Origin of the sequence: Hallerella porci (assembly GCF_003148885.1) — a bacterium.
In the GTDB taxonomy this organism is placed as follows: Bacteria; Fibrobacterota; Fibrobacteria; order Fibrobacterales; family Fibrobacteraceae; genus Hallerella; species Hallerella porci.
Map to the genome: position 1 here is coordinate 1 of NZ_QGHD01000006.1, position 24,066 is coordinate 24,066.

Annotated in this window: 25 protein-coding genes; 17 read left to right on the plus strand and 8 right to left on the minus strand. The window is 45.2% G+C overall.

Features of this window, described 5'->3' with window-relative positions; genetic code table 11:
- A partial coding sequence (locus tag B0H50_RS04365; protein WP_199219607.1) for a DUF4372 domain-containing protein occupies window positions 1–398 on the minus strand: 398 nt, incomplete at its 3' end.
- Between the two features lie 104 nt (window positions 399–502).
- On the opposite strand from B0H50_RS04365, the gene B0H50_RS04370 reads away from it, so the two are divergent.
- The 8 genes from B0H50_RS04370 to B0H50_RS04405 all read left to right on the plus strand — a co-directional run bounded on the left by B0H50_RS04370 (window position 503) and on the right by B0H50_RS04405 (window position 7,629).
- Entirely contained in the window at window positions 503–1,606 is a 1,104-nt protein-coding gene (locus B0H50_RS04370) for a BamA/TamA family outer membrane protein (protein WP_106197238.1), read from the plus strand.
- A gap of 11 nt (window positions 1,607–1,617) precedes the next feature.
- Window positions 1,618–2,028, plus strand: a complete 411-nt coding sequence (locus B0H50_RS04375; protein WP_109587308.1) for an acyl-CoA thioesterase — start codon at window positions 1,618–1,620, stop codon at window positions 2,026–2,028.
- A 127-nt stretch (window positions 2,029–2,155) separates the two neighbouring features.
- On the plus strand, window positions 2,156–2,401 hold the full coding sequence (locus B0H50_RS04380) for an acyl carrier protein (protein ID WP_106197240.1): 246 nt from the start codon (window positions 2,156–2,158) through the stop codon (window positions 2,399–2,401).
- Between the two features lie 23 nt (window positions 2,402–2,424).
- Window positions 2,425–4,821 carry a beta-ketoacyl-[acyl-carrier-protein] synthase family protein gene (locus tag B0H50_RS04385; RefSeq protein ID WP_106197241.1) on the plus strand — a complete coding sequence of 799 codons (2,397 nt, stop codon included), beginning with the start codon at window positions 2,425–2,427 and terminating at the stop codon, window positions 4,819–4,821.
- Window positions 4,822–4,833: 12 nt separating this feature from the next.
- Window positions 4,834–5,565, plus strand: coding sequence for an SDR family NAD(P)-dependent oxidoreductase (locus tag B0H50_RS04390; RefSeq protein WP_106197242.1), 732 nt, complete (start codon window positions 4,834–4,836; stop codon window positions 5,563–5,565).
- On the plus strand, window positions 5,562–6,008 hold the full coding sequence (gene fabZ / locus B0H50_RS04395; protein WP_106197243.1) for a 3-hydroxyacyl-ACP dehydratase FabZ: 447 nt from the start codon (window positions 5,562–5,564) through the stop codon (window positions 6,006–6,008). Before B0H50_RS04390 ends, fabZ begins: the two co-directional genes overlap by 4 nt.
- 104 nt (window positions 6,009–6,112) lie before the next feature.
- Window positions 6,113–6,787, plus strand: a complete 675-nt coding sequence (locus B0H50_RS04400) for a lysophospholipid acyltransferase family protein (RefSeq protein WP_106197244.1) — start codon at window positions 6,113–6,115, stop codon at window positions 6,785–6,787.
- The gene (locus B0H50_RS04405; RefSeq protein WP_106197245.1) at window positions 6,784–7,629 is read left to right on the plus strand and encodes a patatin-like phospholipase family protein; all 846 of its coding nucleotides are present in this window, start codon (window positions 6,784–6,786) and stop codon (window positions 7,627–7,629) included. Before B0H50_RS04400 ends, B0H50_RS04405 begins: the two co-directional genes overlap by 4 nt.
- 42 nt (window positions 7,630–7,671) lie before the next feature.
- Here the strand turns inward: B0H50_RS04405 and B0H50_RS04410 are convergent, their stop codons facing one another.
- Window positions 7,672–9,156, minus strand: a complete 1,485-nt coding sequence (locus B0H50_RS04410; protein WP_109587309.1) for a DUF1846 domain-containing protein — start codon at window positions 9,154–9,156, stop codon at window positions 7,672–7,674.
- Window positions 9,157–9,217: 61 nt separating this feature from the next.
- The gene (locus B0H50_RS04415; protein WP_106197247.1) at window positions 9,218–10,189 is read right to left on the minus strand and encodes a cation transporter; all 972 of its coding nucleotides are present in this window, start codon (window positions 10,187–10,189) and stop codon (window positions 9,218–9,220) included.
- A gap of 126 nt (window positions 10,190–10,315) precedes the next feature.
- On the opposite strand from B0H50_RS04415, the gene B0H50_RS04420 reads away from it, so the two are divergent.
- From B0H50_RS04420 to B0H50_RS04440, 5 genes are all read left to right on the plus strand, one after another.
- A complete protein-coding gene (locus B0H50_RS04420) occupies window positions 10,316–10,909 on the plus strand; it encodes a PadR family transcriptional regulator (protein ID WP_106197248.1) in 594 nt (197 codons plus the stop codon).
- 28 nt (window positions 10,910–10,937) lie between these two features.
- On the plus strand, window positions 10,938–13,439 hold the full coding sequence (locus tag B0H50_RS04425; RefSeq protein WP_106197249.1) for a GH36-type glycosyl hydrolase domain-containing protein: 2,502 nt from the start codon (window positions 10,938–10,940) through the stop codon (window positions 13,437–13,439).
- Between the two features lie 110 nt (window positions 13,440–13,549).
- Window positions 13,550–15,025, plus strand: a complete 1,476-nt coding sequence (locus tag B0H50_RS04430; protein WP_199219608.1) for a vWA domain-containing protein — start codon at window positions 13,550–13,552, stop codon at window positions 15,023–15,025.
- Window positions 15,026–15,027: 2 nt separating this feature from the next.
- Window positions 15,028–16,533: an ATP-binding protein gene (locus B0H50_RS04435; protein WP_106197250.1), complete on the plus strand. Its 1,506-nt coding sequence runs from the start codon at window positions 15,028–15,030 to the stop codon at window positions 16,531–16,533.
- Between the two features lie 30 nt (window positions 16,534–16,563).
- Entirely contained in the window at window positions 16,564–18,018 is a 1,455-nt protein-coding gene (locus B0H50_RS04440) for a leucine-rich repeat domain-containing protein (RefSeq protein WP_109587310.1), read from the plus strand.
- Here B0H50_RS04440 and rph read toward each other — a convergent pair.
- The 5 genes from rph to B0H50_RS13435 all read right to left on the minus strand — a co-directional run bounded on the left by rph (window position 18,010) and on the right by B0H50_RS13435 (window position 21,115).
- Window positions 18,010–18,732 carry a ribonuclease PH gene (gene rph / locus B0H50_RS04445; protein ID WP_106197252.1) on the minus strand — a complete coding sequence of 241 codons (723 nt, stop codon included), beginning with the start codon at window positions 18,730–18,732 and terminating at the stop codon, window positions 18,010–18,012. The two genes, B0H50_RS04440 and rph, sit on opposite strands and share 9 nt — an antisense overlap.
- Before the next feature lies 1 nt (window position 18,733).
- Window positions 18,734–19,594: a prephenate dehydratase gene (locus B0H50_RS04450; protein ID WP_106197253.1), complete on the minus strand. Its 861-nt coding sequence runs from the start codon at window positions 19,592–19,594 to the stop codon at window positions 18,734–18,736.
- Complete coding sequence (locus B0H50_RS04455) at window positions 19,591–20,106, minus strand: C40 family peptidase (RefSeq protein ID WP_146129090.1); 516 nt, start codon at window positions 20,104–20,106, stop codon at window positions 19,591–19,593. Before B0H50_RS04455 ends, B0H50_RS04450 begins: the two co-directional genes overlap by 4 nt.
- An 81-nt stretch (window positions 20,107–20,187) precedes the next feature.
- Window positions 20,188–20,604, minus strand: coding sequence for a fibrobacter succinogenes major paralogous domain-containing protein (locus B0H50_RS04460; protein WP_146129091.1), 417 nt, complete (start codon window positions 20,602–20,604; stop codon window positions 20,188–20,190).
- Window positions 20,594–21,115 carry a hypothetical protein gene (locus B0H50_RS13435; RefSeq protein WP_199191837.1) on the minus strand — a complete coding sequence of 174 codons (522 nt, stop codon included), beginning with the start codon at window positions 21,113–21,115 and terminating at the stop codon, window positions 20,594–20,596. The genes B0H50_RS04460 and B0H50_RS13435 overlap by 11 nt, the downstream gene beginning before the upstream one ends.
- A gap of 194 nt (window positions 21,116–21,309) precedes the next feature.
- Between B0H50_RS13435 and B0H50_RS04470 the strand changes: the two genes are divergently transcribed.
- Genes B0H50_RS04470 through B0H50_RS04485 form a run of 4 tightly spaced genes read left to right on the plus strand, consistent with a single transcriptional unit; the run spans window position 21,310 to window position 24,016 of the window.
- On the plus strand, window positions 21,310–22,083 hold the full coding sequence (locus B0H50_RS04470; protein ID WP_106197256.1) for an amino acid ABC transporter substrate-binding protein: 774 nt from the start codon (window positions 21,310–21,312) through the stop codon (window positions 22,081–22,083).
- 18 nt (window positions 22,084–22,101) lie between these two features.
- Window positions 22,102–22,761, plus strand: coding sequence for an amino acid ABC transporter permease (locus tag B0H50_RS04475; protein ID WP_106197257.1), 660 nt, complete (start codon window positions 22,102–22,104; stop codon window positions 22,759–22,761).
- Between the two features lie 8 nt (window positions 22,762–22,769).
- Window positions 22,770–23,561, plus strand: a complete 792-nt coding sequence (locus B0H50_RS04480; RefSeq protein WP_106197258.1) for an amino acid ABC transporter ATP-binding protein — start codon at window positions 22,770–22,772, stop codon at window positions 23,559–23,561.
- 14 nt (window positions 23,562–23,575) lie between these two features.
- A complete protein-coding gene (locus B0H50_RS04485; RefSeq protein WP_106197259.1) occupies window positions 23,576–24,016 on the plus strand; it encodes an acyl-CoA thioesterase in 441 nt (146 codons plus the stop codon).
- The last annotated feature ends 50 nt before the right edge of the window (window positions 24,017–24,066 follow it).

Genomic DNA, 24,066 nt, shown 5'->3' on the forward strand with positions numbered 1-24,066 from the left:
CTGTCCGGTAAAAAACGGCCGAACTTTTCGTAGAGCGACTTGTAGACGGCCTCGAAGAACTTGCAGGGGCGTCTGTTGTTCGCGTCGGAGAAAGTGCTCATCTTCAGCGATCCCGTGAACCCGGCGTGCCACAGGTGCCTCGCTTCCGTGTTCACTCCCGTAAGGATTTCGCGCAGGGACCTGTAATTTTTGAATACAGCGAACAACAGCACGAGCAGGTGCTGGAACCCGTCGAACTTCTTGACATAGCGTTCCCCGCCAACGCTGCGGGATTGCCTCAGAATTTCGCCTTTAGAGAGGTATTTTGTGATTTGTGCGTATATCGGCTGTCCGGTAAAATTTCTACTTTCCATGGTGCTTTTGAGCTTGTTTTTGATTGCAAACTGAACAATAGTCAAAAGTGGCGACTCCCGGAAACGGAAGTCGCCTTTTTTTGTTAGATTTTAGGTTGAATTAAAAAGTTTTACCGGACACTAATAATTTATTTTAAATTTGCGCCAACATGTTTTTGGGAAAGAAAATTTTACTCGGCATTTTTTTGTTTGCAGCGCTTGCGTTTGCCGATGTGAATTTTTATTCTCAAGATACTCTAGCCTTTGACACGACTTCCCAGAAAAATTTTCAGCGCTATTCGGCGGTTCCGGTTTTGGGATATACCGAAGAAACGCAGATGCAGCTGGGTGCGATGATTCTTTTCTTCTTAAAGCCCGATGAAGTCGGCGGAAAAGTGCCCGAAATCGGCATCACCGCTTACGGTTCTTCGCGCGGACAATTCCAATTTACTTTGGAGCCTTACTTTTATTTTTATCACGATAAAATCAGCCTTTGGATGGATTTAGAATATCAAGATTGGTTCGCCAGTTATTTTGGACGCGGAAATAATCCCGATATCGATGATTTTGTAAACTATAACCGCAAAAAACTTTACCTCGGGGCGCGGTTAGAATCGCGGGTGGGGCTTCCGTCTTATCTCAAATATGGCATTGAATTGCATATCGAATCTTCGGATATTGAATTTAAAGATGGAGATGATGTGCCGCTTCCGGACCCGCATTCGGGAAGTCGCAACGGTATCGGTTATTTATTTGGCTTGGATACGCGGGATAATACGAACTGGACTTCGCACGGTTTCTTAGTCGAATGGACGCAGATTTATTTTAGTGATCAATTCGGCGACTATACATTCAACTTAGAAAGCTTGGATATGCGCGGCTATACGACTCTTCCTTTCGGATCGACCGCAGCGATGGGATTTTTGTGGCAGCGGGCAGGTGGCGATGTGCCGTTTGATATGCTCGCAGGTCCCGATGGCATTAAACGATTCCGCGGTGTCGAAAGCCTTTACTTTGGCGACAATCAAGCGTTGATTTTACAATCCGAAGTGCGCCGCTATTTCGGATGGATTTTCGGCGGGCATGTCTTCTTTGAAGGCGGAAAATCCGGCGGTTATTTTAGTGAACTTATGCGGAATAAATGGCACCGTTCTGTGGGATTTGGAGCGCTTCTTGCCTTAAATCGAAGCGAGAAATTATTTGCCCGCGCCGACGTTTCTTGGGTGGACTTTGACCATGTCGGGCTTTCTTTTTATGTGCGGCAGGCATTTTAATTGGATAAAAAATGGAAACTTGTCCTTTTCAATCGACGACAGAAATTGAAGTCCGCTATGCGGAAACCGATCAAATGGGAGTTGTTCATCATTCTGTGTATGCGGTTTGGTTCGAAAAAGCGCGGACGGATTTTTTTAAGCAAGTCGGTTCTACCTACGCAGAAATTGAAAAATCGGGATTTACATCGCCGGTCTTAGAATTAAACGTCCGGTATCGGAATCCGACGCGTTACGGTGACTTTGTGCGGATTCATACGACTCTCGAACGCGAAGGCATGTTGCATTTTCGCTTTCGGTATCGGCTTTTTGTGGGCGAAGTCTTGTGCACGGTCGGTTCAACTCTGCATTGCTTTTTAAAAGAAGGAAAGCCGACCCGCGAATTACCGCCAGAGGTTTTCCGCCTTTTTCCGCAAACTCCGTAAGATTTTTCGGAATTTTTCTTGGATTTTATCGCATTTTTGTCGCTAATTATCCACGAAAAGTCCGAAGAGATAACAATTCAGTGTAAAATTTTTCTATCCTTGCAAAAATTCTAAAATGAGGTAACCCATGAACCAAGAAGAAGTGAAAAGCAAGCTCAAGTCATTCTTTATGTCGGATCTCGGCGTCGATGGCGACGTTTTGAACTACGACACTCCGCTCTTTGGCGAAGAAATCGGCTTGGACTCTGTGGATTCGCTGGAAATCATCTCCTTCGTGGATAGCAACTTCGGCGTCTCGATGACCGGTGCGGGCAAGGAACCGTTCCAGAGCATCGATACCATCGCTGACTTTATTGCCAAGCATCAGGCTTAATTTTTTCTGTTATCAGGAATATCATGACTTCGAATGATCGCCGCTGTGTCGTCACCGGTTTAGGCGTAATCTGCGCCGTCGGAAACAATGTAGAAGAAACGTGGAAGAACGCTCTGAATTCGGTTTCGGGCATTCACAAAACGACATCTGTCGATACCGACAAATGTTATGCGGATTTAGCCGCAGAAGTTCACTGTGATACTTTGGATGAAATCGATCATCCGGAGGAAAAGGATCGCGCTTCGAAACTTTGCATCAAGGCGGCAAAAGAAGCCTTGGCCGATGCAAATCTTTCGGATTTTGCAGACGACCAACGCGTAAGCGTGATCATTGGAAGTTGTGTCGGCGGCGTGATTAGCGTGGAACATTACAATCGCCACGGTAAAAATGCTTTGGATATTCCGAAGATGCCGATTGCATCCATCGCTTCGCAAGTCGCAGAAACTTGCCGCGCCGGCGGTATTGTGACGAACGTGGCGAATGCCTGCGCTGCTGGAACGATTTCAATTGCACTTGCTTGTGATTTGATTCGTTCGGGAAAAGCGGATGTCGTTATTGCGGGCGGAGCGGATTCGTTCGCCGCAGTTCCGTATTCGGGATTCCTTTCTCTCCATGCGTTAGACGAAAATGGTTGCTCGCCGTTTAATCATTGTAACGGCATTACTCTCGGCGAAGGCGCAGGAATTGTCATCGTCGAATCATTTGCTCACGCCGAAAAGCGTAAAGCAAAAACTTATTGCGAAGTGTTGGGCGCAGGCGTTACAAGCGATGCGCATCACATTACCGCTCCGCGTGAAGATGCGCTCTGCTTAACCGAAGCGATGAATCGCGCCGTGAAAAATTCGGGCATTCAAAAGAAAGATATCGGTTATGTCAACGCGCACGGAACGGGTACCGGCAAAAATGATAACGCCGAAATTACCGCGTTTACGAAATTCTTTGGCGAAGAAAATCCGACGGTGAGCGTCAGTTCGACGAAGGTCATGACCGGTCACTGCCTTGGGGCAGCGGGCGCAATCGAAGCGGTCTTTAGCATTAAAGCGCTTACGACAAATACTGTCCTTCCGACATTGCATTATTCCGCCGAAGATTCCGAAGCGCTCAAAGCAAAAGTCGGCGCTTTGGATTTTGTGCAGAACGTGCCGCATGAAAAAGAATTGCAGTGCGTGATGAGCAATAACGTCGCCTTTGGCGGCACGAACGCGAGCATTATCTTCTCGAAGAAAGCGGGAAATGTGCAGGCGCTTTCTGCAAAAGACAAAAAAATCGCAGTCACCGGTCTCGGGATTGTGTGTCCGCTCGGCAATAGCAAAGACGCTTACATTGCCGCGGTCGAAAAAGATGCAAAGCCCGAAAGCGCATCGATTCATTCGACGATTGCCTTGGACGATTACAAAGAACTCGGCATCAAGATGGCTTTCTACCGGAAGCTTGACAATTTAGGTCAGCTGCAAACGGTCTCGGGCATGCGCGCATTGCAAGATGGTAACTTCAAAGTTTCGGACGAAAATGCAAAAGACATCGGCATTATCGTGGGAACAAGCGAAGGCGGTCTCGGTGCGACATACGATTTTGAAGAACTCATCGCAAAACTCGGCAACGCACAAGGTAGCGCATTTAAATTCCCGCATACAGTTTATAATGCAGCGGGCGGTTACCTTTCGATTTGTTCGGGCATTAAAGGCTACGGCGTAACGATTACGACGGGTCCGCTCTCGGGTCTCGATAGCATCGGTTATTCGATGAATGTCATTCACGACGGACAAGAACATGCGATGATGGCAACGGGAACCGATGAAAATCTCCCGATTATTACAGAATTTGCGCAAAAGTTAAATGTAGCTGCCGATCAAGTGGTCGCTCCGTATTCGAATTCGAACGGTTGCGTTGTCGGCGACGGTAGCGTTTCCATTTTGATGGAAGCGGATGACTTTGCAAAATCTCGCGGCGCAAAAATTTACTGCTATGCGCTCGGTTACGGTAACGGTCGTAAGAATGTGAATTTCGGACATATCTCGGGTTCGGATTCTGCGCTGGATCTCGCTATCCGCGAAGCTCTCGCCGATGCAAAAATTTCGGTGGACGATATCGACGCGGTCTGCGGATTTGCCAATGGCTACGCAAAACTCGATGCGATTGAAAAGTCGTCGCTTTCTCGCGTCTTCGGCGATCGTTTAGAAAAGCTCCCGCTCATCGAAGTGAAGGAACGCGTGGGCGAAGGCCGTGCGGGCTCGGCAGCGCTTGCTGCAGCAGAAGCCGCTTTGCTTTTAAGCGGTGAACTCAAGAGCGAAAACGCTTACTTTGTCGGCAAAGACGGTGCGGTGAAAACGCAAAAAATCGATGCAGCCGATTTGAAGAAAGTCCTTGTGATTTCGTTTGCAACGGGCGGTTCTTATAGCGCAGTCGTTCTCGGAAAGTAATTGGAGAAAATTATGAAAGTTGCATTGGTTACAGGCGCTTCGAAAGGAATCGGCAAAGCTTGTGCGCTTCGCTTAGCAAAAGACGGTTATACTGTCGTCGTGAATTATTCAAGTTCCGATGCAGCCGCTCAAGAAACTCTTGCGCAGATTCAGGCCGCGGGCGGCGAAGGCATGGTTTACAAAGCCGATGTTTCAAAACTCGATCAGGTGAAGTTAATGGTTCGCGAAGTCTTTAAGGCTTACGGAAGAATTGACGTTCTCGTGAACAATGCAGGAATTGTCCGCGACGAATATTTGCTCATGATCAATCCCGATACTCTTGACAAATGCATCGACTTGAATGTGAAGGGCTACATTTATTGCGCGCAGCAAGTTGCTCTCAAAATGTTTAAGCAAAAGTCGGGCGTTATCGTGAATATGTCTTCGGTCAGTTCGAAATTTGCCTTAGCGGGTCAAAGCGTTTACAGCGCAACAAAGGGCGCAGTCAATTCGCTCACGCAGACTTTGGCAAAAGAACTCGGCGGCTACGGCATTCGCGTCAACGCTGTCGCTCCGGGATTTATTCAAACCGAAATGATCGATGCGATTCCCGCAGAAAAGCGCGAAGAATATGTGAAGCAAATTCCGCTGAAGCGTTTTGGCACAGCAGACGAAGTGGCAAATCTCGTTTCGGCGATTGCATCCGATGAATTTGCGTATGTGACAGGTCAAGTGTTCGTCCTCGATGGGGGACTTTCTCTATGATGAACATTTACGAAATCAGCGAACGTATTGCGCAGCGTCCGCCGTTTCAAATGGTTGAAAAAGTCTTAGAACTTGTTCCCAATGAATCGGCAACGGGCATTAAAAATGTGAGCGTCAACGAACCGTATTTTATGGGACATTTTCCGGGTGCGCCGATTATGCCGGGAGTTCTCATCGTCGAAAGTTGCGCGCAGCTTTGTTCGCTCGTCATCGAGAAAAAGCCCGAAGATTTGGAAAAGAATCTTTATGTGCTGTTAAAAATCGATGGTTTTAAATTTGTAAAACCTGTGATTCCCGGCGATCAGCTCGAAATGACCGTCACAAAGACGAAAGGCGGCGGTGTTTTAGTCGGCTTTAATTGCGTCGTGAAAGTGAACGGCGTTGTGCACGCCAAAGGCGATTTAACCTTTACAACTGTTCCCAAAGAAAATTTGGGCAAGTAACGAAAAGGAGCTGCAAAATTGCGGCTCTTTTTTTATGCGAAATTCGGTAAGAATCCGACGAAATGCGCCGAGAAAGGGGATATTTTTCTACATTTTGCCCGCCTATGGCCGATCAAAAAACGGAAAATTCGCTTTACGAACGTTTGATGCGATTCTTTGTCATCGTGGTGATTTACACGGTGCGCTATGTCTTTTATATCTGGTTCCGCCCGAAGGTGACTTTTACCGATGATTCTGTCCGGTCTACACGACTCAAATCGCCGGCGGTCATTATTGCGAACCACACGAATATGCTCGATCCGATTATGATGCTCGCGGTATTTTTTTACCATCGGAGTATCGTCGTCGCCAAAGATCAAATTGAAGACCCGCATTTTAGTTGGGCGCTGAAACGCGCCGCTTGCGTGATTCCTTGCGACCGCTTTAACTTGGACACCGAATGGGCGTTAATCGCCAAGCGTGAAATTGAAAAAGGAAATTCGGTGATTATTTTCCCCGAGGGAAAGTGCCGCGACGATGGTCAGTTAAATGAATTTAAAACGGGATTTGCTTTCCTCGCCCGTTCCACGGGGACTCCGGTGATTTCCGTCGGGTTGGATGGAATTTACAAATTTGGACATCGGACGCAAGTCGTCATCGGGGCGGCTGAAAAAATTGAACGCGTCAAAGGAATTCCGTCGTCAAAGCATTTAACCGAACGCAGCGAATATTTCCAGAAAAAAATTTGGAAATTAAAACAACAGGCTTTGGGCAAAAGTTCTGAAGAGGTTTGTCCATGAAAGTAGGCCTAGTTCTCGAAGGCGGTTCGCGTCAGACAATTTTTTCGGCAGGCATTCTCGATGCCATGCTCGATGAAAATATCGTGTATCCGTATATCTGCGGCGTTTCGGCAGGCGGACATGCGGCGATGAATTACGTCACCCGTCAAAAGGGTCGTCTGCGCCACATTATTATGCCGACGAAATTGCAGCGCGGAAAAAAACACGCCAATCGCATTTTGGATGGCATTCAAAAAGAATCGCATGCGTTGCATTATCTCGCCGCATACGGTGCGATGCCGTTTGATTTTCAAACATTTTTCAATTCGCCTGTCGAGTGTGAATTTACTCTCACCACTTGCGAAACGGGACGTCCTGCTTACCTTTCGGAAAAAAACGACGAAAAGAATTTGCTCGATATTATCAATGCGAGCAGTTCTGTGCCGATGCTTTTCCCGGTAGCGCAAATCGGAATTTGGCATTATGTCGATGGAACCGTTTCGGATCCGATTCCGTTTCATCGCGCTTTTGAAAAAGGCTGCGATAAAGTTGTCGTCATTTCAACGCATTTCCCCGGCGAATCGGTGACGGATTTCCGCAAATACAGTCCGATTTTAAATCCGATGTTTAAACGCAAATACCCGAATCTTTTCCGCGTGATGATGGTGCGGTTCCGGCGTTATACGCGGATGTTTGAAGAATTGAAACAGTTAGAAAAAGCGGGTAAAGTCTTTTTAATGCGCCCCGAATCCGATCTCTGCGATCTTTTCGAAACGGATTTGGATCGGTTGAACGCTTCGTATGCGATGGGCCAAAATTACGCGACCCGCCGTATGGCAGAGCTAAAAGAATTTTTGAAATAATGAATTTTTAATTGCATAAAAAAAGCGGCAAAGCCGCCTTTTTTATTCGTGGTAAAGTTTTGCAGTTTGATATTTCGGCGCCGTCGTGAGATTGACGCGGAGTCTTCGGAATAAATCCACATCGACTTGCGCTAAAATCACGCTCGCATGTACTTCGCAATGTTCTAATTCCGAAAGTTTTTCGAGGGCGATTTTTGCATTGTAATCGGTGAGAGCGCAGACGGAAAGGGCGACGAGAACTTCGTCCATGTGAAGACGCGGATTTTTATGGCGCAGTTGTTTCGTCTTTAAATTCTGAATGGGCTCGATGACCATCGGCGAAAGTAAACGCACTTCATCCGGAATTTTGGCTAAAGCTTTGAGCGCATTTAAAAGGGCGCTAGAACACGCTCCGAGAAGCGATGTCGTTTTGCCGGTAACGATTGTTCCGTCTTGCAATTCAATGGCGACTGCGGGAGCATTTGTCTCTTCGGCTTTTTTCTCGGCGAGGGTAGCGACAGCGCGGTCTTCGGGTTTGATGTGCGCTTGTTCCATCACCAATTTTAATTTGTAAATCTGTTCTTTGTCCGCTTGGCCTTTGCGCACTTGGCATAATGTATTGTAATAGCGGCGGATGATTTCTTGGTTCGAAGCATCGCACACGGCAGCGTCATCGATAATGCAATTTCCCGCCATATTGACGCCCATATCTGTCGGCGATTTATACGGCGAAGTGCCGAGAATGTGCGAGAAAATCGTATTCAAAACCGGGAAAATTTCGACGTCGCGGTTGTAGTTGACAGTCGTCTTTCCGTAGGCTTCGAGATGGAACGGATCGATCATATTCACATCGTTTAAGTCGGCGGTTGCGGCTTCGTATGCGAGATTCACCGGATGTTTGAGTGGAATATTCCAAATCGGGAAAGTTTCAAATTTTGCGTAGCCCGCTTTAATGCCGCGCTTATTTTCGTGATAAAGTTGCGAAAGGCAAACCGCCATTTTTCCACTGCCGGGACCGGGAGCGGTGACGACGACGAGTTCGCGCGAAGTTTCTACAAATTCATTTTTGCCGTAGCCATTATCGCTTACAATTAACGGAATATCGGACGGATAACCTTCGATTGGATAATGCCGATAAACTTTGAGCCCTAAATCTTCGAGCTTTTTTTGATAGGCGACTGCACTCGCTTGATTGTCAAAACGGGTGAGGACGACGCTGCTCACATAAAGACCATAGCCGCGGAAGGCATCGATTAAACGCAGCACATCCATATCGTATGTAATGCCCAAATCGCCGCGGACTTTATTCTTCTCAATATCGTTGGCGTTAATCGCGATGATGACTTCGGCTTTGTCTTTCATCTTCGTGAGCATTCGAATTTTGCTGTCGGGCGCAAAGCCAGGAAGGACGCGGGATGCGTGAAAATCGTCAAATAATTTTCCGCCAAATTCCAAGTAAAGTTTTCCGCCAAATTGCGCAATGCGTTCTGCAATTTTTTCCGATTGCATCTTCAAGTAGGCGTCGTTATCAAATCCGATTTTGTACATAGAAATTCCTTTTTATTCTGCGCAAAGATAAAAAAACGCACCGCATTTGCGGCGCTAAAATTTATTCTAAGAATAGTTGCAGAATCAAATTAGGGAAAAGTTTTTGCAATTCTTTTTCGAGAGAATTTCGCGTTTCACGAAAACGGAAAATATTCATCTCGGAATCCTGGATGGGTGAAATGGTCACGTCGACTTCGTAGCTTGAACCGATGTGAAAAATCAGCAATTTGCGGAGAGAAAAGGAAGAATCCAAATGCGATTTGATGACGGCTTCGGTGCGGCGTTTTAAACTTTTATTCTGCGTCGTGCGCCCGATGAGAGAAAAAAATGAATGCGTGACAACGCGAATAGGCGGCGGTAAAAGAAAAAGCGAAATGATGATGACGATAATGGAATCGCCGATGTAATTCAAAAAAGAAAGACTAGAATCCGCGGGAATAAGCGCCATTAAAATGAGAGCAATTCCTGTGCCGACTGTGACAAATGTATCCATGTAAGCGGCGACAGTTTCGGATTTGAGAATGGGACTTTCGCCTCCGGTTTTATTGGATTGTCTGCGGTAATAAAGCCAAACTCCTGCGCAGGCAAAAACCATCGCAATCGTATAAATCAAAAGCGGAATCAGTTTTAATGGCTCGGCTTCGGTTCTGTTTCCACGGACAAAGTGCAAAATATTTTCGGCGCCTTGGAAAATCGCATAAACCGTAATCGCGATAAGCAAAATTCCTTGCAGAAGCGCGTAAACATTTTCGATGCTGTAAATGCCAAACGGATATTCATCGCTTTTCACATCGCGGTCGCGGGTAATGTAAAGCGCAATGATAAAACTCACTGCAGAAATCACGCATAAACTGCCGTCTAACGCAAGCGCATAAGAACTCGCAAAAACATAACCGACCCAACCGCAAATTCCCATTAACACGTTAATCCAAATGCCGACTTTTAAAGTTTGCATTTCGATTTGTTTATAGTTTTTCGGATCCTGTTTTGGAAGGACCAAACGAGAAAATCGCAATTTTTGTTTCGCAGGCATTTTTGATAAAGTAGAAATTCATTTTTCATTCGCCTTTTGCAAAGTTTTATTCGGAATGAAAAAATTTTTCCATCTTTTATCACTTTTATTTAGTATATTCTAACTTGGAATATCGGAGAGTATGAAATGAATCGTTATGACCTCGTTTTGCTCGGGCTAATTAAAGAGCGCGAACGAAGCGGCTATGACATTATGACGGAAATTAAAAACCGTGAATTGGATCGTTGGGCTAAAATCAGCACATCGACGATTTACAATCGTTTAACGCGTTTAGAAAAAAATGGTTCTATCGAAGGCCACGCAGAACGCGACGGCAATCGCCCCGAACGCACGGTTTATCGTCTTTTGGAAAAAGGCGAAGAACTTTTGAAAAAAGAAGTATTGCGCCATTTGACGGGTTTTAACGATGACCCGCGGACTCTCGGCTACGCATTTTTGTATGCGGTCGATCCGATTGATTCTGTCCGCGTGTTAGAAGTACACGAGAAAAAACTTTTAGAAGAAATCGCTCGGTTGCAGAAAATGATTGACGAAGAGCCGCGTCCGACTCTTTATCCCGAAGGTCCTTTCCTCAACTGCATGAGCCGCGACCACATTTTGGTGGAATTAAAATACACGCGCGCAGCGATTGCCATTTTACGCGATCCTCAGAAGCAGAAAAAGCTCGGCGGCTATTTCTATATTAACTTTGGATCTCGCGATTTTAACAAAAACGCTTAGAATTTCATTCACCATACACGGAGATAAAATGAAAGCTACGACAAAGAAAAAGCCGGCTGTAAAGGCAAAAGCCAACAAGTACGGCTACTTTGATGATGCTGCAAAAGAATACGTTCTCACCACCCCGGCAACGCCGATTAAGTGGTGCAATTACGTCGGAACTCTCGATTTCGGCGGTATCGTCGATACGACGGGCGGAACCCTCATCTGCAAAGGTGACCCGGCTCTGAACCGTATCACGAAGTACATCGCACAAATGCCTTGCTCGGATTTCAAGGCGAGCACGGTTTATGTTCGCGTTAAAGACGGAAAGAGCTACAAGGTTTTCTCTCCGTTCTATGTCCCGACTCTCACAAAACTCGACAAGTGGGAATGCCACGTTGGTCTTTCTTATAGCCGTTGGATCGCCGAAGCTTTCGGTCTCCGCGTGCAGGTGACGATTTTCGTTCCGACGAAGTCGAATACTCTTCTTCAAGACATCCAGGTGACGAACATCGCCGGCGGTGCAAAAGAAGTCGACATTATCCCGGTTTATGAATTCAGCCATTTCGAAGCCGAAAAGCAGCTCACGAATGCTGACTGGGTTCCGCAGACCATGACCCTCAAGGCGCATCCGGAAAAGGATGGCCACTTGGTTCTCGAACAATACGCTTATATGAAGCGCGATTACGCGGTAAACTATGTGACCGCAGATTGCAAGGTCTCTAGCTTTGACGGCGACCGTCGCGTGTTCCTCGGTCAGAACGAAATGGGCTCTTGGCAGCGTCCGCTTTCCTTGGACAACAAGGAACTTTCGAATAGCGAATGCGACCGCGGCGACAATATCGCAGCGCTCATGATTCATGCGGGCAAAATCGGTGCGAAGAAAACTTTCCGCACTTGCACTCAGCTCGGTCAGGAACAATCTTTGAAGGTTGCTGCAAAGGCAATCAAGAAGTATCGCGATTTGAAGAATGTCGATAAGGCATTTGACGAACTCGCCAAGTTCTGGGAAAATTACCTCTCCACGATTCAGGTGAAGACTCCGGAAGCTTCGTTCAATACGATGGTGAACGTGCACAATCCGCGTCAATGCCACACGACAAAGAACTGGAGCCGTTATCTTTCCTTGTATCAGTTGGGCTACGGCACAAGCCGCGGCATCGGCTATCGTGACTCGACGCAGGATTTGATGGGCGTCATGAGCCACATGCCGGAAGAAGCTCTCGTCCTCACGAAGAATTTGATTTCTGTTCAGCGTCCGGAAGGCAATGCGATGCACCAATATGCGCCGCTCGCTCTTGCCGAAGACACTGGCAGCGAAGCAAATGAAGGCGATTCCCGCGAAAAGGCAAATGCCGTTGACGCAAATGGCAATCACCTTTATGCAGACTGGTACGGCGATGACCATCTTTGGATCGTTCTCACCGTGGCTAGCTACCTCAAAGAAACCGGTAAAATGGAACTTCTCGACGAAGAAATTCCGTTCTACGAGAAAGGCAAGAAGCGTGCAGAACGCGAAAAGGGCACGATTCTCGAACACTTGAAGCGTTCGCTTCAATTTACCCGCAATCACTTGGGCAAACACGGTCTTCCGCTCCTCGGCTTCGCCGACTGGAACGACTGCATGAACCTTCCGCTCGGTGCAGAATCCACTTTCAACACAGCTCTTTATGCAAAGGCTTTGCTCGAAATGATGGATATCGAAGAACACCTCGGCGATACTGCTGCAGTGGAAATGTACAAGGGCTGGTACGAAGATGTCAAGAAGGCATTTAATGACAGCGCTTGGGACGGCAAGTGGTGGATTCGCTGGTTCGATAAGGACGGCGGTGCTTACGGTACGAATAAAGCGAAGTACGGCAAGATTTACTGCAACGGTCAGTCTTGGCCGGTGATCAGCGGCATCGCAACTGGTGAACGCGCAGAAGAAGGCATGGACAGCTTGAATAAACTCCTCAACACCAAGTACGGTGTGAAGAGCTCGACTCCGGGCTATCGCGGATTCGAACCGGCTGTCGGAGGCATCTCCACTTATCCTCCAGGAGCCAAGGAAAACGGCGGTATCTTCCTCCACACGAACCCGTGGGTGATGATTGCCGAAACAATCCTCGGCCGTGGCGATAACGCTTACAATTACTATTGCCAGATTAACCCGGCTGCGAAGAACGATATCCTCGACATCTTCGAATCGGAACCGTACTGCTATCCGCAGAACATTCTCGGTGACGAACACAAGCAGTTCGGCTTGGGCCGTAACGCATGGCTCTCGGGCACATCGACTTGGACTTATCAAGCTGCAACGCAGTACATTCTCGGCATCCGTGCAAGCTACAACGGCCTCGTTGTTGATCCTTGCATTCCGTCGAAGTGGAACGGCTTTGAAGCAACTCGTAAGTTCCGCGGTGCAACCTATCAAATCACGGTGAAGAATCCGGATCACGTTTCGAAGGGCGTCGCCAAGATGATTGTTGACGGTCAAGAAGTGGATTCGAATGTCGCGCCGATTTTCACGAAGGGCACGCACAAAGTCGAAGTCATCCTCGGCTAATTTCTGCAGAAATTGCAAAAGAGACTCGCTGAAAAGCGGGTCTTTTTTTGTATATTTCAAAAAAATTGAGGATAAATATGACTGAGGGTGAAGCAAAGACTATTTTGTCTTTGTCTCAAGAAATTATGCTGCTCGCAAATAATACGCTGGTTGTCAATCTGCGTTTTTTAGATGCTGCCATGAGCCGACTCGTTTTAATGCCGACCGATAAAATGGAAGGGCTTTCAACGGACGGACATTTTCTTTATTACAACCCGCAAGGAATTTTGAAAAATTATAAAGCGGAAAAAGAATTGGTAGTGCGCAATTATTTGCACAGTTTATTGCATTGCATTTTTCGCCATCACATCATAACGCGTTTGGTGAATCCGAATGCGTGGAATTTAGCGTGCGATATCGCAGTCGAAGTGATTATCGACGAATTAAAACTTTCGCAATTAAAAGTTTATCGCGAATCGTATCAGGAGAGTGTCGTTTCAAATCTTCAGTCCAAAATCAAATATCTCACCGCCGAAAAAATTTACGATTACTTGATTTCCAACGCAACCGAAGAAGATTTTGCGCAGTGGGCGCGCTATTTTAAAGGCGACGATCATTCGATATGGTATTCGCAGCAAAATGCCGAAAACGTTGATGGCAACGACGATTCCAAAAATTCTGAATCGCAATCGAACAAAAAAAGTTCACCGCAAAACGAGAAAAAATCTTCGGAAAAAAAAGGCGAAAATTTATCGGGCGAAAATTCAGAAAAGAAAAATTCAGAGGATCAAAAATCATCGGGTGAAAATTTAGAACAAGAAAATTCTTCCGACAAAAAATCTTCGGGCAGTTTACAAAGTCTTCAAGAGCAAATGGAAGATTGGAAAAATATCGCCGAAAAAATGCAAATGGATTTGGAAACATTTTCCAAAGAACGCGGTGATGCTGCGGGCAATTTAATGCAAAATTTAAAAGCGGCGACGCGTGAAAAATACGATTACACGGCGTTTTTAAAACGTTTTGCTGTGATGGGCGAAGCGATGAAAATCAATGACGATGAATTTGATTACATTTTTTACACCTATGGACTTTCGGCTTATAAAAATCGCCCGCTGATTGAACCGCTAGAATATAAAGATGTCAAACGCATTCGAGAATTTGTGATTGCAATCGATACATCGGGCTCGACTTCTGGCGAATTGGTAGAAACTTTTGTGACGAAAACTTATAACATCTTGAAGCAATCGGAAAGTTTTCATTCGAAAGTGAATATTCACATTATTCAGTGTGATGCAGAAATTCAGTGCGACGAAAAAATTACTTCGCAAGAAGAATTCGAACGCTACATAAAGACAATGAAAATTTACGGCGGAGGCGGAACGGACTTTTGCCCAGTTTTCCGCTATGTGGAAAAATTGCAAAAGGAACGCGAATTTAGCAATTTAAAAGGTCTCATTTATTTGACCGATGGCTGTGGAATTTTTCCGAAGCAAAAACCGAATTATAATACCGCATTCGTTTTTATCGATGACGAAATGAATAATTATAAAGTTCCCGCGTGGGCGATCAAATTGATTTTAGAAAAAGAAGATCTCCAGGAGAAATAACGATGAACATTCAAGAAGCCAAAGAACAAATTAAAAATGCGATGACCGCTTATTTTACCAAAGATGATTTGGGAAATTACATTGTTCCGATTGAAAAGCAGCGTCCGGTCTTTTTAATGGGGCCTCCGGGAGTTGGTAAAACAGCGATTATGGAACAAGTCGCGCAAGAATTAGGCGTTGGACTTTTGTCGTATTCGATGACTCATCATACGCGGCAAAGTGCGCTCGGACTTCCGTCGATTGAAGAAAAAACTTTCAACGGAAAAACGTATAAAGTCTCGGAATACACGATGAGCGAAATTATTTCTGCGGTGTATGAATTGATGGAAAAAACGGGAGTCAAAGAAGGCATTTTATTTTTGGACGAAATCAACTGCGTTTCGGAAACTTTGGCGCCGATTATGTTACAATTTTTGCAGTATAAAATTTTCGGACGTCACCGCGTTCCCGATGGTTGGATTGTCGTCACCGCAGGAAACCCGCCCGAATACAATAACTCGGTGCGTGAATTTGACATTGTGACTTGGGATCGTTTAAAACGCATCGACATTGAACCCGATTTTAATGCGTGGAAAAAATACGCGTATAAAGCAGGAGTGCACGCGTCGATTATTACATACTTAGAAATTCGTCAAGGCGATTTTTACAGCATCGAAAGCACTGTCGAAGGCAAAAGTTTTGTGACGGCGCGCGGCTGGGAAGATTTGTCGCAGATGATTATTTTGTATGAAAAGAACAATATCCAAGTCGATGTGAAATTGATTTCGCAGTATGTGCAAAATGCGAAAATCGCCAAATCGTTTGCGGCTTATTATGATTTGTTCAATAAGTACAAGAGCGATTATCAAATCGATTCGATTTTGAGCGGCAAGGCTTCAAAAGAAATTAAAACGCGTGCGAAAAAAGCAAAATTCGATGAACGTTTATCGCTTCTCGGATTGATTTTGGATGCGATTTCTTCGGAAACAAAAACGGTGATGAATTTAGATGTGACGATCAAAACGGTAATGGAAGTTTTGTCTAAATTCAAAAAGTCGGTTTTAAACGAAAAAGAAAATCCGACGCAGACATTGCAAAATTTAATTGAAAAGCAAAAATCAATTCTTGAAAATGGCAGAGATGCGCAGACTTTATCGTTAAACGATCAGCAAATTCAACATCGCGCAATCGCTGTTCTCGAAAATTTACTTCCGTCGATCAAAAATTTAGATGGGAAAAAAGCATTTGCAAACGTCAAAGCGGACTTTGATTCGCGCGTGAAAAAATTAAAAGAAGAATCGGAATCGACGAAAAATAAAATGAATCATGCGCTGAGTTTTGCGGGCGAAGTCTTTGAAAAAGGCCAAGAAATTTTGGTGCTAGTAACCGAAATGACGGCGAACGCAAACATTGTCCGCTTTATTTCTAAATATGGTTGCGACGAATATTTTAAGTACAATCAAGAATTGATGTTTAGCGATCGCGCCAAAGCGATTGAACAAAAAATTGACGAATTAAAAATTGTTTAAATTGTATCTTATTTGAAAATCGGAGGAAATATGTTTCAAGTGGATGATGACGGCACATTAACCGCTTACTCGGGCGATGAAACGGAAATCGTCATTCCGAGTTCGGTGAAAACGATTGCGCAATCTGCTTTTCACGGCAATGCAAAAATCAAATCGGTAGAAATTCCCGATTCCGTCGAAGCGATTGAAAATACCGCTTTTGAAAATTGTACAGCGCTTGAATATGTGCATATTCCGAAGTCGATTTGGCGATTAGAATCGTGGACATTTCGCGGTTGCACGCACTTGAAAAAAGTCGATTTAGAAGAAAATTTAACTCTCATCGGAATGGAAACTTTTTACGAATGCGAAGCGCTTGAATCCATTCATATTCCGAAAACAGTTGAATTGATTTTGCAGTATGCATTTGCAAAATGTCGCTCTTTAAAATCGATTAACATTCCGCATTTGGTGGATACGATTTCGGTGAGAACTTTTGCATTTTGCTCTCAATTAGAATCGATTACATTTGAACGGGAGAAAGATTCTTTTTTGGACGAAGAAACCTTGGCGTTAGAGTGTATTCAAGATGATGCGTTTTTAAATTGCTCTGCGTTAAAATCGATTACGATTCCCGAAAACGTCAATGAAATTGGTGAAAACGCTTTCTTCGGTTGCACGAGTTTAGCTTCGGTTCAGTTGGAAAATCAAAGCGGAGAAATTTCTTGGAGTTCTTTTCAGGGAACGCCTTGGATTAAAAATTTATCCGAAAAGTTTGTGATTTTTGAAAATGGACTTCTCTGGAAATATCGCGGGAGCGATGAAGAAATCGTTATTCCGCCCGAAGTCAAAAAAATCGGCAAGAATGCATTTGAAAATGCCCGCTACTTGGAATCGGTAAAAATTCCCGAAACGGTAGAATGCGTTTGTGCAAATGCGTTTGAAAATTGCGAATCTTTGGAAGTCGTCGAAGTGCAATTTTCTAAAACCGATGTGCATCCGCAAGCGTTTTCGGAATGTTACGAATTGAAAAAAATTATCATCCCCGAAAAGCAAGAACCTCTCGACGTTTTATTCGAAAGCGATGCGTCAGAATTAAAAATTTATAACGGGCGAGAAAGCGTTCCTTTTCCGATTGGATCGCAATATTACGAAGATGTTCAGCAGATTTGTCAAATGTTTAGCACAAAAAATTTTGCAGCACCGGAATTGGAAGAGGATATTAAATATCCGCTCATTCTCAAATATTTCTGGGAAACGAACGACGCCGATGCCGAAAAATTTATGCAAGAAAATTTCAGTTCGCTTTGCGGTTATGTCATGGAAAAAGGCGACGAAGAAAATTTCAAAAAGTTGATGGATTGGGGCAAAGGAATTACGCCGCAGAATATCGATGAACTGATACAAAAAGCACTCCAAATCGAAAATTTGGAGTACCGTTTGCATTTAATGAATTATCAAAAAGAACATTTCGAAAATTCGAAAGATTCGTATCGCTTAAACTAATTCACCGCCGATGAGTTGCATTTGCAGCGGATAAATTTCGCGGCAAGCTTTTTCACCGAGGCCGATGAGAGTGTCTAAGGTTTTGCGGTCAAAGTCGGAATGTTCACCGGTTCCTTGAATTTCGATGAACGATTTGGCGTCGCGCATGACGATATTCATATCAACATCGGCTGCGGAATCTTCGATATAGCAAAGATCCAAAAGCGGTTCTCCGTGAACAACGCCGACAGAAATTGCGGTTACCGCATGCTTTAAAATGGGCTGTGTAATGCCGAGACGCGCTTTGATTTTTTTGAGGGCGAGCGCAAGGGCGACAAATCCGCCGATAATGCTTGCGGTTCGCGTGCCACCATCGGCTTGAATGACATCGCAATCGACGACGATTGCATTTTCGCCGAGAGCGTTTAAGTCGGCAGCACCGCGGAGAGAACGTCCGATTAAACGTTGAATTTCTTGAGTGCGACCCGATGCGCCTTTGCGTTCGCGTTCAACGCGTTTGCCTGTGCTTTGCGGGAGGAGAGAATATTCGGCGGTAATCCAACCGCGGCCTTTGCCGGCGAGCCAAGCGGGAACTTCGGGAAGGAGAGTGGCGTTGCAGATGACGCGCGTATTTCCCATTTCAATTAAGACAGAACCATCTGCCGAAGAGATGAATCCCGGAGTCATTTTCACGGGACGAGTTTCGTTGAATTGACGACCATCGATGCGTTCCATTTTAAGCCTCGTATTTTAAACGTTCTGTTTTGCCGCAGACAAAAGAGCCTAAGCGGTAAGTGAAAGTGGTAAATTGATTTAATTCGTCCAAAGCTTCGATGACTTTTTCGTCTTTCGGATTCCCGAGAAAGGCGACGTAAAAAATGTAGCCCCACGGTTTATCGGGATGCGGACGGCTTTCGATGCGCGTCAAATTGATTCCGCGGCGAGCGAATGCGCCGAGGGCATTGTAAAGCGCTGCGGGCTTGTCATCGTTTGCGAGTTCAAAGAGAATGACTGTTTTGATATTGTCTTCGCTCGAAACCGCTTTCGGTTCTTTTTGAATCGCATAAAAACGGGTAAAGTTGACGCCTTTGATATTTTCCAAATTCGTGCGCAAAATATTTAAGCCGTAAAGTTTTGCTGCATAAGTGCTCGCAATTCCGCCATCGGTTAAATTTTTCCGCTTGGCGACTTCTTCAGCAGAGCCTGCGGTGTCAAAGAAAATGACTTTTTCAATCGCTGGAAATTCGTTAAAGAAATGGCTGCATTGGGCGAGTGCTTGCGGGTGACTCATCACGCGTTTTAAACTTTCGAGAGTCGCTCCCGGATAAGCGCAAAGGCAATGTTCGATTTGCAATTTGACTTCGCCCACAATCGGGTGACGCCATTTGGCGAGCAAATCATAATTTTCGTAAATGGATCCTGCGGTAGAATTTTCAATGGGGATTGCACCGCCGTCGGCTTTGCCGGTTTCAATCGCTTGATAAATTTCTTCGAATGTGTTCATCGGGAGCACATCGATGTCTTCGCCAAAAAGATAGCGCGCTGCGGATTCGCTGTAAGCGCCACGACGTCCTTGAAATGCGATTTTCTTTTTCATTGAATTCTCCTAGCACCTTTGTAACGCGGTTGCCAATACGGATCGGAAAGCGGACTAATCATCACCCCTTTCGAAGTGCTCGCGTGGGTAAAATTGCCGTCCGAAAGATAAAGCCCAACGTGATCCACTCCGGATCCACCGCCAAAGAAAACGAGATCGCCGGCTTTGAGTTCATCTTTATCGACTTTCTTTCCCATGTTATACATCGACGTGGAACTGTGGGGAAGTGAAACGCCGGTTTTTTCTTTGTAAATATTCATCACATAGCCCGAACAATCGGTTCCGCTTTTTGACGCGGCGCCGTATTTGTAGCGCGTTCCAATCCACGGTTTGATAATCGGCATCCAGTCTGCGGCTTCGCCCGTCGAAGATTGCATCACTTGATTGGTATGCGCTTCGCCTTGGGAAAGTTTATACGAACCCGATTCGCGGTCATAACTCGGCCGAAGAGGCATCGCGCAAGAAGTCAATAAAAATGCAGCAAAAGAAAAAAGAAGAAAAGAAAATTTCATCGGAAAAAAAGTAGAAAAAAGCGGCAAAGCCGCTTATTCGTGAAAAATTAGGAAGGGAAATCGTCGTTAATTTTTTTTCACTTAATTTTCCACTAAGACCGCGCGCAGGTTGAGGCCGCGGAAGCGATAATAAAAAGAGCCCGTATTATGTTGCGGTTCTGTAAAGTAAGTGTTGGTGGCGCAAATTTTGCATTCTGCGTTCGGCGTAATGCTCCAATAACGGCCTTCGGTGCCTTTGTGGATTAAAGTATCGTTGGAATAATAACCGCCGGCGGGGAAGAAAATGGAATTTTTATTGTAGCAACGCACAGTGTAGCCCGCAATTTTTTCGCCCGCGCTATTTTCAACTTCTTCCCATCTCCAGTTGCATTTTTCAATTTCGCGCATTTCCTCATCGGTTGGAAGGCGCCATTTCTTTCCCCAATTTGCGGTGGCTGCATCGTATTTGGGATTTGCTTTAGCATCGTCTTCGGAAAGGGTGGAGTCGTTACACAACAAACAATCTTTCGGAAAATTTTTCTTTCGGAGTAATTTCCCCAAAGGCAAAGTAATCGCCGAAATCCGTGGGCTCGTCAGCGCCGATATTTTTAATCGCCCATTTTGTTTCGCTCGGAAGATTCAAATCGACCGCTAAATCGGCGGGGAACAAATCTTTAGAACTGCTAGAAATTTCTTCGGAGCTAGAACTTTCTTCGCTCGAACTCAAAATTTCGCTGGAACTTGAAACTTCTTCGCTTGAACTCGAAATTTCGCTGCTGCTCGATTCGATTTTTTCCGAGGAACTCGAAACGCTTTCCGACGAAGAAGATTTTGAAATGGAACTCGAAGAAATTGCTGACGAAGAAATCGCCGACGAACTGGAAACTTTTTTTGACGATGAACTTTGTTCTCTGCTCGAAGAAATTTCTTCGGAACTAGAACTCAAAATTTCTGTAGGCGCGCTGCTCGAATCGTCACAAGCAGAAATAAAAAATGCAAAAGCTGCAATCCAAGGGATGAAATATTTCATGATAAACTCCTGTGGGCGGAAAACATAAAAAAATCGATGAATTATTTCGATGAATGAATTGAAATTTCAAATGAATTTTTGCATAATTGTCAATTATCGCGGGGCTCTGCCTCGGACGCACGCTATTTCTTCAAAAGATTCGTCGGTCTCGTTTAAAAAGTATTCTAGATTTGAATCAAACTAAGGAGTTGATTATGAAAAAATGGATGCCGCTTTTTGCGATTCTCTTTGCGCTCGTCGCATGCCAAAGTTCGGATACTTCGAAAGAAGATCAGTCTTTGAATAAGGTGAAAGCAGCGGGCGAATTAGTGCTCGGCTTAGACGATTCCTTCCCGCCGATGGGATTCCGCAATAAGGAAAATGAAATCGTGGGATTTGATATCGATTTGGCAAAAGAAGTGGCAATGCGTTTAGGCGTTAAACTCCGCACGCAGCCGATTTCTTGGGATGCGAAAGAACAAGAATTGAGCACCGGAAAAATTGACTGCATTTGGAACGGCATGTCCATCGATTCTGCGCGTGCTACAGCGATGAATCTTTCTTCGCCGTATTTGAAAAATCGCATGGTCTTTGTTGTAAAGGATTCTTCCATTTCGAATCTCGCAGCTTTAGCGGGCAAAAAAATCGCCGTGCAAAATGGTTCCACCGCTCAGAAACTTCTCGAAGCTTCGGACGCTGGCAAAAATGCTTCGGCTTTGATTCCGTTTGACGATAACTTGACCGCTTTGATGGATTTGGAACGCGGCGGTGTCGAATCGGTTTTCCTCGACGAAGTCGTTGCAAAGTATTTGATTACTGCAAACGAAAAACCGTTCATCGTGATGAACGAAGGTCTTAGCGAAGAAGAATACGCCATCGGCTTCCGCAAAAAAGATCAAAAACTCCGCGATGCTGTGGATAGCGTTTTGAACGCAATGCGCGCAGACGGTGCGTTCTCGATGATTTCGAGCAAGTGGTTTGGCAAATAATTTTCCTCGACGATTCGCATGGCTGATATGAATTCTCTTCTCCCGATTTTGTGGGGCGGTTTCTGTACCACTCTCGCAATTTTCGGGCTGACCCTTCTCTTCTCGATTCCGCTTGGACTTTTGGTTGCGGTTCTGAAAATGAGCCGCTTCCGCATCGTCCGTTATCCCGTTGCCTTTTACATTTCGGTGATGCGCGGAACGCCTCTGCTTTTGCAAATCGTCGCCATTTATTTTGGTTCATTTTATCTCTCGGAATATTTGGGAGTACAGTTGACCTTTGATCGATTCCCCGCAGTGATTGTGGCGTTTACCATTAACTATGCCGCTTATTTCGCAGAAATTTTCCGCGGTGGCATTCAATCGATTAGCAAAGGGCAATACGAAGCGGCTGCGATGCTTGGACTTTCGCGGACGCAAACTTTTTACCGCATTATTCTTCCGCAGGTTGTGAAGCGCGTTGTTCCCGCGAGCGCAAACGAAGTCATCACTTTGGTGAAGGATACTTCTCTTGCGCAAGTCATTGCGGTGACGGAACTTTTTGCCTTGGCGAAAAAGCAGCAAGCCGCATACGCGAGCATTTATCCGCTTTTTGTCGCGGGCATTTTTTATTACATCGCGAATTTACTCTTAAGCGTTCTCTTTGCTTTTGTGGAACGTAAATTGAATTATTACAAGTGAGGCGCGAAATGGAAGAATTGAAAAATACAGCGCCGATTTTACACGTGAGTCATCTCAAAAAATCCTTTGACGATGTCGCCGTTTTAAAAGACATTTCGTTTGATTTGAATGCGGGCGAAGTGCTTTCGATCATCGGCCCTTCGGGCTCGGGAAAAAGTACACTGCTTCGTTGCTTAACGCAGCTCGAAACTTTTGAAGCGGGCGAAGTTTGCATCGATGGAAAAGATATGGTGATTCCAGGCGTTAAAACGAAAAATGGCGTAAAATATGCGCCGGCAAAAACGCTGCGGGAAATTCGCCTTTCAACGGGACTTGTTTTTCAGAATTTCAATTTATTCCCGCATTTAACGGTTCTGCAAAATTTAACGCTTGCGCCGATTCGCGTTTTAGAAAAGAACCGCGAAGAAGCGCGTGACCTCGCACGAGAATTGCTCAAACGCATGGGACTAGAAAATAAAGAAAAAGCGTATCCGTGTGAACTTTCGGGCGGGCAACAGCAACGCGTTTCGATTGCGCGCGCATTGGCGATGAATCCAAAAATTCTTTTCTTCGATGAACCGACAAGCGCTCTCGATCCAGAACTTACCGGCGAAGTTTTGAAAATCATCAAAGGCTTAACAGAATTGCAGATGACGATGGTCATCGTAACGCATGAAATGGCTTTTGCGCGAGATGTCGCGGATAAAGTTCTTTTTATGGACGGCGGCGTTATCGTCGAGCAAGGAACTCCAGAATATGTCTTCGGCAAATCGGAAAACGATCGTTTAAACGCATTCCTTTCGCGCTTTGCAAACGATTAACGGGAGAATTGAAAATGCACGCAGCGATGGAAAAAGAAGAAAATTTTTCGGAATACAAGAAAACTTTCCGCGTCGATGAATCGATGATCGATCGGAATCGTCATTTGAATAATGTAGTCTGCGTAGAATGGATTCAAGACATCGCCATCGAACATTCGGATGTCACCGGCGGCACTCAAAAAATGGAAGAACTCGGTGCGGGTTGGATGATTCGGACGCAGCATGTCGAATATAAATCGCAAGCGTTTCTCGACGACGAAATTGAAGGCACGACATGGGTGGGGGAATATTCCAAAATTTCGACGAATCGCTTTTCAAAATTTGTCCGCAAATCCGACGGCAAAGAAATTTTTTCGGCGGTGACGACTTGGGTGCTCGTCGATTTAAACCGAGGCCGTCCCATCGCTATTCCCGAAGAATTGAAAAATTATTTTAGAAAAGCGGATAATTTATAATTGATAGGGATAGAATTTGCGCGTTTCGTGCGAAAATTTCAAAAAAATTA